The sequence below is a fragment of the Pseudarthrobacter sp. C1 genome (genome assembly GCF_034720455.1).
Taxonomy (GTDB): Bacteria; Actinomycetota; Actinomycetes; order Actinomycetales; family Micrococcaceae; genus Arthrobacter.
Genome location: NZ_JAYESK010000003.1, coordinates 125841 through 137966 on the forward strand (window position 1 = coordinate 125841; position 12126 = coordinate 137966).

General features: G+C 66.7%; 14 protein-coding genes. 10 read left to right on the forward strand and 4 right to left on the reverse strand.

Features of this window, described 5'->3' with window-relative positions; genetic code table 11:
* Window positions 1–126: 126 nt before the first annotated feature.
* Entirely contained in the window at window positions 127–339 is a 213-nt protein-coding gene (locus tag U7114_RS05720; protein WP_104998964.1) for a helix-turn-helix domain-containing protein, read from the forward strand.
* Between the two features lie 150 nt (window positions 340–489).
* Window positions 490–588 carry a 30S ribosomal protein bS22 gene (locus tag U7114_RS05725; RefSeq protein WP_003792170.1) on the forward strand — a complete coding sequence of 33 codons (99 nt, stop codon included), beginning with the start codon at window positions 490–492 and terminating at the stop codon, window positions 586–588.
* A 67-nt stretch (window positions 589–655) separates the two neighbouring features.
* On the opposite strand, the gene U7114_RS05730 is transcribed toward U7114_RS05725, so the two are convergent.
* The gene (locus U7114_RS05730; protein ID WP_157241235.1) at window positions 656–1474 is read right to left on the reverse strand and encodes an HAD family hydrolase; all 819 of its coding nucleotides are present in this window, start codon (window positions 1472–1474) and stop codon (window positions 656–658) included.
* Window positions 1475–1563: 89 nt separating this feature from the next.
* Here U7114_RS05730 and U7114_RS05735 point away from each other — a divergent pair, with 89 nt between their 5' ends.
* Window positions 1564–1818: a glutaredoxin family protein gene (locus U7114_RS05735; RefSeq protein WP_157241237.1), complete on the forward strand. Its 255-nt coding sequence runs from the start codon at window positions 1564–1566 to the stop codon at window positions 1816–1818.
* A 104-nt stretch (window positions 1819–1922) separates the two neighbouring features.
* Complete coding sequence (locus U7114_RS05740; RefSeq protein ID WP_321214341.1) at window positions 1923–2627, forward strand: redox-sensing transcriptional repressor Rex; 705 nt, start codon at window positions 1923–1925, stop codon at window positions 2625–2627.
* Between the two features lie 62 nt (window positions 2628–2689).
* Here the strand turns inward: U7114_RS05740 and U7114_RS05745 are convergent, their stop codons facing one another.
* The 3 genes from U7114_RS05745 to U7114_RS05755 form a co-directional block, all read right to left on the reverse strand.
* A complete protein-coding gene (locus U7114_RS05745; RefSeq protein ID WP_323056749.1) occupies window positions 2690–3490 on the reverse strand; it encodes a hypothetical protein in 801 nt (266 codons plus the stop codon).
* Window positions 3491–3599: 109 nt separating this feature from the next.
* Window positions 3600–4067 (reverse strand): hypothetical protein, encoded by a 468-nt coding sequence (locus tag U7114_RS05750; RefSeq protein WP_323056750.1) that lies wholly within the window; start codon window positions 4065–4067, stop codon window positions 3600–3602.
* A gap of 112 nt (window positions 4068–4179) precedes the next feature.
* The gene (locus tag U7114_RS05755; protein ID WP_157241243.1) at window positions 4180–4728 is read right to left on the reverse strand and encodes a YceI family protein; all 549 of its coding nucleotides are present in this window, start codon (window positions 4726–4728) and stop codon (window positions 4180–4182) included.
* 197 nt (window positions 4729–4925) lie between these two features.
* Between U7114_RS05755 and U7114_RS05760 the strand changes: the two genes are divergently transcribed.
* From U7114_RS05760 to U7114_RS05785, 6 genes are all read left to right on the forward strand, one after another.
* Window positions 4926–5606 (forward strand): histidine phosphatase family protein, encoded by a 681-nt coding sequence (locus tag U7114_RS05760; RefSeq protein WP_157241245.1) that lies wholly within the window; start codon window positions 4926–4928, stop codon window positions 5604–5606.
* Between the two features lie 2 nt (window positions 5607–5608).
* Entirely contained in the window at window positions 5609–6247 is a 639-nt protein-coding gene (locus tag U7114_RS05765) for a TlpA family protein disulfide reductase (protein WP_416235545.1), read from the forward strand.
* Window positions 6248–6261: 14 nt separating this feature from the next.
* The gene (locus U7114_RS05770) at window positions 6262–7017 is read left to right on the forward strand and encodes a cytochrome c biogenesis CcdA family protein (RefSeq protein ID WP_321214338.1); all 756 of its coding nucleotides are present in this window, start codon (window positions 6262–6264) and stop codon (window positions 7015–7017) included.
* The gene (resB, locus tag U7114_RS05775) at window positions 7017–8792 is read left to right on the forward strand and encodes a cytochrome c biogenesis protein ResB (protein WP_323056751.1); all 1776 of its coding nucleotides are present in this window, start codon (window positions 7017–7019) and stop codon (window positions 8790–8792) included. Before U7114_RS05770 ends, resB begins: the two co-directional genes overlap by 1 nt.
* A complete protein-coding gene (gene ccsB / locus U7114_RS05780) occupies window positions 8792–9895 on the forward strand; it encodes a c-type cytochrome biogenesis protein CcsB (protein WP_157241249.1) in 1104 nt (367 codons plus the stop codon). The genes resB and ccsB overlap by 1 nt, the downstream gene beginning before the upstream one ends.
* Before the next feature lie 155 nt (window positions 9896–10050).
* Entirely contained in the window at window positions 10051–12126 is a 2076-nt protein-coding gene (locus U7114_RS05785) for an Hsp70 family protein (RefSeq protein ID WP_323056752.1), read from the forward strand.

A 12126-nucleotide genomic window follows, 5' to 3' on the forward strand; every position in this document is an offset into this window, starting at 1 on the left:
CACTTCTGCCACAGGAACATCTAGAGTATCTAGATAGGTGGTTGGTGGATGGCTCAGCATCGGAACACCGCATTGGCATGAACATGGGGTCACTGTTGTCCATCCGTCAGCAAAGGAATATGGGAAATGTCGCCAGAACAGAACTTCTCAAACGCGAAGTTCCTCACCGTGGCTGAAGTCGCCCAGGTTATGCGGGTCTCCAAGATGACCGTGTACCGGCTGGTCCACTCCGGCGAAATGCCGGCAGTGCGCTTCGGACGCTCCTACCGCGTCCCGGAGCAGGCGGTGGAGCAGTACCTCAAAGGTGCTGTGGTGGACGGCCACACCGAGACCGCCTGACAAGCTTGTCCATAGCCGCCTCCCGGAAGCGGTACCCTGTTAAGGAACGTTTTACGTCATTGTAAGAATCTGTCAGTTGTTCAGTTCGTAGCTCTGTCCACGAACCTTTTCCATCAGACAGGTACTGCATCTAGTTTGTGAGGAACTTTCGTGGGTTCAGTTATTAAGAAGCGTCGCAAGCGTATGGCCAAGAAGAAGCACCGCAAGTTGCTTCGCAAGACCCGTCACCAGCGCCGCAACAAGAAGTAGCAATACTTCGAACTGCGTGGAAATGCCCGCCGCCTTCCGAGGTGGCGGGCATTTCTGTTGGCGCTGCCTAGACGCGGGGGCCCCGGATGCGGGCGAACCCCTTCCAGAGACCGTAGACGGCGCCGCAGGCCGTTGCCGCTTTGAGCCCGAGCGTGGCTGCGCGGCGGCCTGCGCGGAAGTCGTAGACGGGCCAGTTGTTGTCCCGGGCGTGCCGGCGCAGGCGGGCGTCCGGGTTAATGGCCACGGGGTGGCCCACCAGGGTCAGCAGGGGGATGTCGTTGTAGGAGTCGCTGTAGGCCCAGCAGCGCATCAGGTCCAGCTCTTCGGCGTCGGCAATGGCCCGGACGGCAACGGCCTTGGCGGAGCCGTGCAGGATGTCCCCCACCAGCCGGCCCGTGTACATGCCGTCATGTATTTCGCCCACCGTTCCCAGGGCTCCGGTCAGTCCCAGCCGGGTGGAAATCACGGTGGCCACTTCGATGGGTGTGGCGGTCACCAGCCACACCCGGCGGCCAACCCGCAGGTGCTGCTCCGCCAAGGCCTTGGCGCCGGGCCAGATCCTCGAGGCGATCATCTCGTCGTAGACCTCTTCGCCCAAGGCCTTTACGTCGTCGACCGTGATCCCCGCGGCGAGGGTCAGGGCGGAGTCGCGCACCGCATGGACGTCGTCGATGTTCTCGCCGCGGGCCACGAACTTGAACTGCTTCCAGGCAAAGCCGGCAGCCTGGGTCATGGTGAAGGCGCCGCGCTGGTGCATCTTCCGTGCAACGTGGAAGAGGCTGGCGCCGCGCATCAGGGTGTTGTCCACATCGAAGAACGCCGCCTCGCCGGGCTGCGGCGCAGCAACCGGCTTGGTGACTACGGCGACGTATTTCTCGACGGGCATGCAGTTGAGTCTAGTCAATCCACTCTTCATTCCACTGCGGTGTCACGCCGGACGTCGCCGCGCCCGGGCAACGGGGATACCGTTAAGGCATGGCCTCACCGCGCGTCCTCCTCATCACCAAAGCAGACTGCCACCTTTGCGAAGACGCGCGCGACGCCGTCGGGCGGGTTACCGCGTCGCTGGGACTTGAGTGGGACGAGGAGTTGGTGGACCACCAGCCGGAACTCCGTGAACGCTATGCGGAAGAAATCCCCGTGGTGCTGGTGGACGGGGTGCAGCGCGATTTCTGGAAGATCGACGAAGCCCGCCTTGAACGCGTGCTCCGGCAGGCAATGGCGCAGTAGGGAGCAGCACCTTGTGATGATGCGGACATCGGCGTCACCTGCTTTGTTGGCAATGCTGATGGGGCTCTAGAGTGGTGTCACAACGCAATGCGAGGGAGGAGCTGGTGGCTTCGCTGGATTCAACTCCCCAGGCTGTCCCGGACCTGCCGGGAGCCACGGGCACGGCGGGTAAACAGATTCCGCCCGCTGCGGTGGCACGGCTGACCCTCTACCTGCGCGCCCTCAACACCCTGCTCTCCGAGGGGGTGGAGCGGGTCTCCTCAGAATCCCTCGCCGAGGCCTCGGGCGTCAGCTCCGCAACCCTGCGCAAAGACCTCTCCCACGTTGGTTCGTATGGAACCCGCGGTGTGGGCTACGAGGTGCAGTACTTGAGCCGGCACATCGCGGCCGCCCTGGGACTTACGCACGACTGGAAAGTGGCGATCGTGGGGGCCGGCAACCTGGGCAAGGCCCTGGCCCGGTACGGCGGCTTTGAATCCCGCGGCTTCGACGTAGTTGCCATTTTTGACGCGGACCAGATGGTGGTGGGCAACGAAGTGGGCTGGCTGCGGGTCAGCGACGTGGCCGACCTGGAAGCGGTGTTGCACCGGACCGGGGCCAACATGGTGGTGCTGGCACTGCCGGCCGCCGTGGCCCAGGATGTTTGCGACCGCGTGGTGGCGGCCGGCGTCCGCAGCGTCCTGAGTTTCGCCCCCGTGATGCTCCAGGTGCCGGAGGGGGTCAACCTCCGCAAGGTGGACATGGCAACGGAGCTGCAGATCCTGGCCTACCACGCACAGCGGGCGCAGGCCCCGGGCCAGACCGCCTAGGTTCCTTCGCGGTTCCGGCTGCTTTTTCGGGACCCACGCCCGCAGGGTGGTTGGTGCCTGGACTACCGGCCGTACGGGTTGCCCATGTTGCCGCCGTACGGATTGGCGAACGGCTGCTGCCGCCGGAAATACGGAGCGGCACCAGGCAGGTAGAGCAGCACAATGGCCGCGATCCCCAACAACGTGCCGATGGTCGCGAAACTGGGAGGGCCGAAGAGGCCCAGGACGGAAAGTGCCGCGAAGACGGTGCCCAGGATGCGTGCCCAGTTCTTGCCCTTGCGGACAAAGAATGCCACCAACAAGTACAGCGCCAGGCCGATGATGGTGAAAACCACCAGGGTGCCGGCGATGACACCCTTCATATCCTCGTACGTGACTCCGGCGCCGGTGCCCTGGACCTGGCTGTCGAAGACATCGCGGAACCGGGGATCATCCAGCGTGGTGAGGCCGGCAAGCGCGGAGGCAACGAAGATGGCGGCAGAGGCGATCAGCAACCAGAACGAAATGTTGACCAGCTGGGGAACGCCCGTGCTTCCGGACGGCTGCGGCTGCTCCGACGGGTACTGCGCGTAGGGTGACTGCCCGTACGGCTGCTGCCCGTAGCCCGGAGCCGCCGGCGGGTTCTGGCCGTACTGCGGCGCGTTTTGCCCGTACTGCGGGGCGCCGGACTGCTGGCCGTACTGCGGGGCGTTCTGCCCGTACTGGGGCGCGCCGGACTGCTGCCCGTACTGCGGGGCGTTCTGCCCGTACTGCGGGGCGCCGGACTGGGGTGCGTTCTGGCCGTAGCGGGGACCCTGCGTGCCAGGCTCGGAGCCGGACTCGGGATCGTTTGGAACGGGAGGCGGGACAGGGGGAGTACTCATGGGCGTTCCTTTTGCATGTCGGGTTCCAGGTAGGCTGCCGGGAATGGTCCTGTGCCCTACCCCCAGCATGGCTTAAGTCCACCGTACTCCGGGGCGGGCGGCTTGTGGGTCATTCGGAAGAGGTATTCCCGCGCCGTCCTGCTGCGGCAAAGAAGGCCTGCGAACGGGGCAGCCAGAGAAGGACAGTGGCGGCCAGGCTGATGAGGAAGGCAGCCCAGTTGCCAGCCTGGCCCACGCCCATGGCCCCGTTGGCGAGGGCCAGGACCAGGGTGATGCCGGTGAGTGCCGTCAGGCCCAGCCGTGCCCGGTGCTTCCCCTCTTTCATGGCGAGGGCGAACACGATCTGGGCCGCCCCCACGCTGGCCGCCAGCAGCATGAGCAGCAGCACCTGGGTTGCGGCTCCCGGCGCAGCAGCGAAGAGCACCAGGGAGGCCAGCATGCCGAGGAGTCCCCCCAGCAGGCCCAGGATGCCGCCCACGAACCAGATCCAGAACGAAACCTTGAGTTCGGTGGGAAGGGCCGCCACCGCGAAGATCCGGGCGAAACCGGTCCGGGGCGCGCTGGGAGAGTTGCTCATGGCCCTCACTGTAAACCCCTCCGGCGAGGGGGAGTGGAGTCGGGAGTTAAAAGGAGGCACCCCGGCACCGGACTGAGGACGTCCAGTGCCGGGGTGCCGGCGGGAAAGGCGATTACGCTGCGGGAGCGATGAAAGCCAGTTCCAGGTTGATGGCCACCTTGTCGCTCACCAGGACGCCGCCGGTCTCCAGGACAGCGTTCCAGGTCAGGCCGAAGTCCTTGCGGCTGATGGTGGTCTCAGCGGAAACGCCGGCGCGGGTGTTGCCGAACGGGTCCACGGCCACGCCGTTGAACTCGGTGTCCAGCGTGACGGGGCGGGTGACGCCCTTGATGGTCAGGTCCCCGGTCAGCTCGTAGCTGTTGCCCTTGGCCACCAGGCCGTTGGAGACGAAGGAGATCTCGGGGAACTTCTCCACGTCGAAGAAGTCCTCGCCCTTGACGTGGCCGTCGCGGTTGGCATCGCCGGAATCGAAGCTGGCCGTGTTGATGGTGGCGTTGATCTTCGCGCCGGCCACATCCTCAGGGAGGTCCAGGGTTGCTGCGGCTTCCTTGAACTGGCCGCGGACCTTGCTGATGCCCGCGTGGCGGACGGTGAAGCCGATCTCGCTGTGGGAGTTGTCCAGGGTCCAGGTGCCGGTGGTGACGTCTGCGGGAAGTGCCATGATTTTGCTCCTTGTGTGTGCTGTGAGGGTTCTGCTATTGAAGCTTCATCTGTTGAAGTATCAACTAACTGCTGCATCCAGTATAAACATGCATTTGCATGTTTCATTCCCATCTTCGGAACATTTCTTCAAAAACTTCAGTTCTACTCTGTGTAGAAGATTTCGGATCGCACGCCATCTTTGAGAAACTGGTAAACATGCCCCAAGCCACTGTCCATTTGCTCCGCCACGGCGAGGTCCACAACCCTGACGGCGTTCTGTACGGAAGGCTGCCCGAATTCCACCTCTCCGAGCTGGGGCAGGAGATGGCGCGCATGCTCGCCGAGCACTTCCGCCGCCGCGCCGCAGCCGGCGCCCGCATCACCTACCTGGCAGCGTCGCCGCTGGACCGTGCGCAGGAAACTGCACGGCCGACGTCGGACGCCCTGCACCTGGAAATCCACACGGACGAGCGGATCATCGAGGCGGAGAACTACTTCGAGGGCATGAAGGTCACCAAGGCGGAGCTTCGCCGGCCCAAGCACTGGCCCAGGCTGGTCAACCCGCTGCGGCCCTCGTGGGGCGAGCCCTACAGGAACCAGGCCTCCCGGGTGATGGAAGCGGTGCAGGATGCAAGGCTGCGCGCCATCGAACTGGCAGCCGGGGACTTCGGAACGGACGGGCCTGAAGCGATCATGGTCAGCCATCAGCTCCCCATCTGGGCCACCCGGCTGAGCGCCGAGGGCAGGCCCCTGTGGCACGACCCCCGGAAGCGTGAATGCACGCTGACATCCATCACGTCGCTGGTGTTCGACGACGGCGGCGCGCTCCTGCGCGTGCAGTACAGCGAACCGGCGGCATCCCTACTTCCGGGTGCGGCAAGCACCCCTGGAGCCTAGTAGTGACCGACAGTAATGAAAGGAACGGGCTGCCCCCTGCGCCCGTCACCTCCCGCCGCAGCCTGCTTGCTGCCGGCGGCCTCGCCCTGGCCGCCCTGGCCCTGGGGCTGTCCGGCTGTGCGCAGGAGGACGCCCTGGCGCAGCAGGCCAAAGCGGGGGACAACAAGAACTATGTGGCCGGGGACGGGTCCGTCACGGAGTTCGCCGCCGGAGACCGCAAGTCCGCCATCCAGGTCAACGGCACCCTGTTTAGCGGCACCGCGGTTGCGCCCGCCGACTTCCAGGGCAAAGTGACAGTCCTGAACTTCTGGTTCGCGGCCTGCGCCCCCTGCCGGGTGGAAGCGCCCATCCTGGAAGAGCTCCACCAGGAATTCAAGGACCAGGGCGTGCAGTTCTTCGGCGTCAACCTCCGGGACGAGAAAGCCACGGCAGAGGCGTTCGAGAAGAACTTCAACCTGACCTACCCGAGCTTCGACGACAAGGACGGCGGCGTCCTCCTGGCCGTCTCCGGGCTGGTTCCGCCCGGCGCGGTTCCCACCACCCTGGTGCTGGACAAGCAGGGCCGCGTGGCCTCCCGTGTCCTGGGCGAAGTCCAAAAGGGCACCCTGAAGGCCCTCATCGCTGCCGCCGTGGCAGAGTAGCGGCGGCCCGGACCGTGAACAGCCCCTTCGCCGAAGCCATCCTGAACGGCTCGCTCCTCCTTGCCATTCCCGTGGCACTGCTGGCCGGACTGGTTTCCTTCCTCTCGCCCTGCGTCCTGCCCCTGGTTCCCGGGTACCTGGGTTACGTCACCGGGCTGAGCGGCGTGGACCTGGAAAAGCAGAAGCGCGGCCGGATGCTGCTGGGCATTGGACTGTTCGTGCTCGGCTTCTCCGTGATCTTCGTCCTGCTGGGCGGTGCCTTCGGCCAGCTGGGAACCCTCATCACTGGCACGCAGAATGCCTGGATCACCCAACTCCTGGGCATCCTGGTGATCGTCATGGGCGTGGTGTTCATGGGCGGCTTCAGCTGGCTGCAGCGCGACGCCAAGATCCACGCCAAGCCGCCGGCCGGGCTCTGGGGCGCGCCGCTGCTGGGCCTGACCTTCGGGCTGGGCTGGGCGCCGTGCATCGGCCCCACCTACTCCGCCGTCCAGCTGCTGAGCCTCTCCGGCGGCTCCTCCGCCGCCAAGGGCGCCTTCCTGGCCTTTGTCTACAGCCTGGGCCTGGGCATTCCCTTCCTGCTGATCGCTTTGGCACTCCGCCGCGGCATGGGTGTGATGGCGTTCTTCCGCAAGCACCGCCTGGCCATCCAGCGCACCGGCGGGGGCATCCTGGTGGTGCTGGGCCTGCTGATGGCCAGCGGCGTCTGGGGCGCCTGGGTGACCGAACTCCAGTACTGGTTCCAAACCGATGTGAAGTTGCCGATCTGATGAGCGAGCGCGTGAACGTAGACAAGAAATCTTCCGCCCCGGTCACTGGCGCCGGTGCGCCAGGTTCCAAGGCGGACGCCGCGCTGCCGGCCCTGGGCCCCAAAGAGATGCTGCGCTGGGCGTGGACCCAGCTGACCAGCATGCGCACGGCGCTTTTCCTGCTGCTGCTCCTGGCCGTCGCGGCCGTGCCGGGCTCGCTGTTCCCGCAGCGCCCGGCCAATCCCGCCGTCGTCACCCAGTACATCAAGGACAACCCGGACTACGGAAAGCTGCTGGACACCCTGCAGCTGTACGACGTCTACTCTTCGGCCTGGTTCTCGGCCATCTACCTGCTGCTGTTCATCTCGCTGATCGGCTGCGTGGTGCCCCGCGCCATTGCCCACTACAGGGCCATGCGGTCCCAGCCGCCGCGGACCCCCAAACGCCTGTCCCGCCTTCCCGAGTACGGCACCCTGGTCATACCGGCCGACGCCGGGATTCCGGCGCCCGCGGCCATCCACAGTGCCGCCGGGCTGCTGAGGAAGCGCGGCTACCGCGTTGAAGTGAGGGACGACGACGGCGCGCGGCCGTCTTTGGGCGCCGAGCGCGGCTTCCTGAAGGAAGTGGGAAACCTTGTCTTCCACACTTCCCTCATTGGCGTGCTGGTGTCCGTGGCCGCCGGCGGCCTGTTCGGCTACAGCGGCCAGCGCATCCTGGTGGAGGGCGACACCTTCGTGAACACCCTGGTGGGCTATGACCAGTTCAACCCCGGCACCAACTTCCAGTCCAGCCAGCTGCAGCCCTACTCCATCCAGCTGGACAAGTTCGACATCACCTTCGACCGCGAATCCCGGGGCAAGTTCGGCCAGCCCATCGATTTCTCCGCCGCCGTCACCACCAAGGAAAACCCGGACGCACCCGCGCGCCAGGAAACCCTGAAGGTCAACGATCCCATCACCCTCGGCGGCACCAGCATCTACCTGACCGGCAACGGCTACGCTCCCGTGGTGACCATCCGGGACGGCGCCGGCAACGTGGCCATGCAGGGACCCGTGGTGGCCAAGCTGCAGGGGGACAACTACTACTCCTCCGTGGTGATCAAGGTTCCCGACGCCAAGCCAGACCAGCTGGGGTTCGCGGGCTTCTTCCTGCCCACCGCCTTCGTCTCCAACGAGGGGGTCTCCTTCAGCGGGGACCCGGAACTGTTCAACCCGCAGCTGACGCTCAACTCCTACTACGGGGATCTCGGCCTGGATGACGGGGCTCCGCAGAACGTCTTCGAACTGGACGTCAAGGACCTCACACCGCTGAACGCACGGAACCTGGACGCCGGCGGCATTACCCTGGCCCCCGGGACCAGCTACACGCTGCCGGACGGTAAAGGCACCATCAGCTTCGACGGCGTCAAGCGCTACATCGGCGTGGACATCCACCACAACCCCGGGCAGGCCTATGCCCTGGTGTTTGCGCTCCTGGCCGTGGCCGGACTGATCCTCTCGCTTTACGTCAACCGCCGCCGGGTGTGGATCCGCACGGGCACCCACGAGGACGGCCGCACCATGGTTGAGTACGGACTCCTGGCCCGCGGCGAGGACCACCGGCTTGCTGCCGAAGCCGCTGCCCTCCGTCAGCTGCTCGGCGGTGAGTGGCAGCTGGACCCCGGGCCGGACACTGCACAGCCGGGGGATTCCCAGCAAACACCCAGCAGCGTGCGCGAGAATAGCGCCGGCGCTGCCGCAACCGCAGGCCCAGCCACCACCCCAGCCGGCCCCCCAGGGCCCGAAAAGGACCAGTAATGCCGTTTGGAATCAACGAAACCATGGGCCAGTACAGCGAGCTGTTCATGCTCCTGGCGGCCGGCACATACACGGTGGCCTTCATCGCCTTCGCCTGGGACCTGGCCAAGAGCAGCAAGGCCCTGCGCGCCATCGACCTGAAGGCTGCGCAGGCCGGCCTCGACGGCCACGCCCGGGAGGCAGCCAAGGTTCCGGTGGCGGCCGGGGCGGGGGAGCGCGCTGAAACGCACCTGGCCGGACCTGCCGGCAGGGCCGAGCGGCCGTCGTCGTCCACTGCCAGGACCGCAGGGGCAGGGGCCGGAGGCGTGGCCACCGCCGACGCTGACATGCGGTACGCCGCTGAACGCCGCGCCCCCGCCCGGGTAGCCGTGGCCCTGACCGTCCTCGGCGCACTGATCCATGGTGCCGGTGTCGTGACCCGGGCGCTGGGTGCGGGACGCGTGCCCTGGGGCAACATGTACGAATTCCTCACCACCGGCGCCTTCGTGGCGGTGGCGGTGTTCCTGCTGGTCCTGGTCCGCCGCGACCTCCGCTTCCTGGGTACCTTCGTGGTGGGCCTGGCCATCATCATGCTGGTGGCCGCGTCCGTGGCCTACTGGACCCCGGTGGGCCACCTGGTTCCCGCCCTGCAGAGCTACTGGCTGATCATCCACGTATCCATCGCCGTACTGTCCTCTGCGCTGTTCACCCTGACATTCGCCATGTCCGCGCTCCAGCTGGTCCAATCGCACCGGCAGAAATCGGTGGCTGCCGGTGGCGCTGACAAGCTCGGCTTCATGCGCCTGGTGCCGTCCGCGCTGAGCCTGGAGAACCTGTCCTACCGCATCAATGCCATCGCTTTCATCGGCTGGACCTTCACCCTCATGTTCGGCGCCATCTGGGCCGAGAAGGCGTGGGGACGGTTCTGGGGCTGGGACACCAAGGAGGTGTGGACCTTCGTCATCTGGGTGGTCTACGCAGGCTACCTCCACGCGCGCGCAACGCGCGGGTGGACGGGCACGCGGGCTGCCTGGCTGTCGATCGTGGGCTACCTTTGCGTCATTTTCAATTTCACCATCGTGAACCAATTCTTCAACGGCCTCCACTCCTATTCAGGGCTCTGAGCAGGGGTTTCTTCCGGAGGCCAAGGCGCCGGGCAGGGAAATAACAATTCGTTTTAGCAATGGGGGTGTTCCCGGTCCGGCCGTAATGCTACCTTGGTGACGTTCGCCAGTGATGAAGCTTGCAGGCGAAACGACAGTATTCCCTGAGGTACCCCATGAGCTACGTTCTCGCCATTGATGTCGGGACCAGCTTCACCGCTGCTGCCGTTGCACGCTTCGATCACGGTACCTCCTCTTCTCCTGAGTGCCTCCCGCTGGGAATCCGCGGAAACTCAGTACCCTCTGTGCTGTTTTACCCGGAGGAAGGCCCCGTCCTGGTGGGGGAAGCCGCGGAACGCCGCGGGCTTGATTCCCCGGCCCGGGTGGTGCGGGAATTCAAGCGCCGGATGGGCGACGCCGTGCCGATCTCCGTGGGCACGCTCTCCCTGCCCGCCGAGGACGTCTTCGCCACCATGGCCCGCTGGGTGGCCGACCGCGCGGAGGAACGTGAGGGGGCGCCGCCGTCGGAGATCATCCTGACCCACCCGGCCGCCTGGGGGAGCCACCGCACCTCGCTCCTTAGGGAAGCCCTGGCCGCCAGGAGCCTGCAGAACGTTGCCCTGGTGACGGAACCGGAGGCCGCAGCCCTGCATTACGCCTCCCAGGTGCGCGTGGAAGAGGGAAGCACCATTGCCGTCTACGACCTTGGCGGCGGAACCTTCGACACGGCCGTCCTCCGGAAGGCCGGCAACAACCGGTTTGAGCTGCTGGGCCGCCCGGAAGGCATCGAAAACCTTGGGGGAGCCGACTTTGATGCGGCGGTCCTGCGCTACGTGGCCAGTAACACCGGCGGCTTCCTCTCCAGCCTCGACACCTCCGATCCCGGGGCCCGCGCTGCGCTGGCGAGGCTGCAGCGCGAATGCGTGGAAGCCAAGGAGGCGCTCTCCGCGGACAGCGAAGCCAGCATCTCCGTCCTGCTGCCGGGATTCCACCAGCAGGTGCGCCTGGTCCGTTCCGAATTCGAGGCACTGATCAACGAGCCCATCCGGGACACGGTGGACGCGCTGGAACAGTCCCTGGCGAGCCTGCGGCTGGAACCGGCGGACCTTTCCGCCGTGCTGCTCATTGGCGGATCATCGAGGATCCCCCTGGTTGCGCAGGTGATCTCCGAACAGCTGGACCGGCCCATCGCCGTCGACGCTGATCCCAAGTCCTCCATTTGCCTCGGTGCTGCCGCCGCGGCTGTCCTGGCGCGCGAGGCAGCCGCCGCCGAGGTTGCGGCGCAGGCTGCCGCTGCGGCGGAAGCCGGCCGTGCCGCCGCGGCCCGTGATGCGGCCGCACCGGGTTACGCGCCCGGACGGCTGGCGAGCTGGTCGCGGAAGAGCACGACGGCGGCAGGCGCGATGGCTGGAATCGCAGCCCAGGGTGCCGGGCATGGCCAGCACGGACACCGGGGCGGCGCCCATGCGCCGAAACCTACGGTTCGGCTGACCGCCATCGCGGCAGCTGCGGCCGCGTTCACGGTCCTTTCGGCTACCGCTGCCCAGAGCCCCGAGGGCCTCAGCAGCCTGACATCCATCTTCACCCCCAAGGCGGACGCCGCCCCCGAGAAGGGTTCTTCCTTAGGCGGCTCGGGCGGCGGCGGAGGAGTCGGCGGGGCGGCAGCGGCCGGTGCCGGTGCGGAAGCGCAGGAACCTGCGAGGGGCATCGAAGCCAGTGCCAGCACGAAGGACTCCGCCCCGGGCGGCGCGGGCCTGGACGTGGCCGCCTCACCCACCAGCAGGCCGACGTCCAGCGCCGCCGCGGAGCAGGCTGCCGCGGACTCCGGCGGAACGGGCGCTCTTGACACCGGTACCGGTACAGCTGACTCCGCCGGAACCGGTGCCGGCGGAGTTACGGAGCCCGTCGGCACACCCACTGTCCCTGCCGGAACGGTTGATCCTGCGCCGGGTACAAGCGAACCAGTGCCGGTTGAGACGGGAACGGGGAGCCCTGTCCCCGTGGACCCGCCGCCGACGACTGAGGAGCCGCCCGCGACCGAGGAGCCCCCGCCAGTGACCGAGGAGCCCCCGCCAGCTACCGAGGAGCCTCCGCCCCCGGTGACGGAGGAGCCCACGCCGCCGGCAACCGAGGAGCCGCCGCCTTCCGCGCCCGAACCCACCGCGTCCACGGCCACGGAGTCCGCTCCGGCCACCGATCCGGCCACGGCCACGGAGGCCGCTCCGGCCACGGCCGCTGAACCGGCGGCTTGA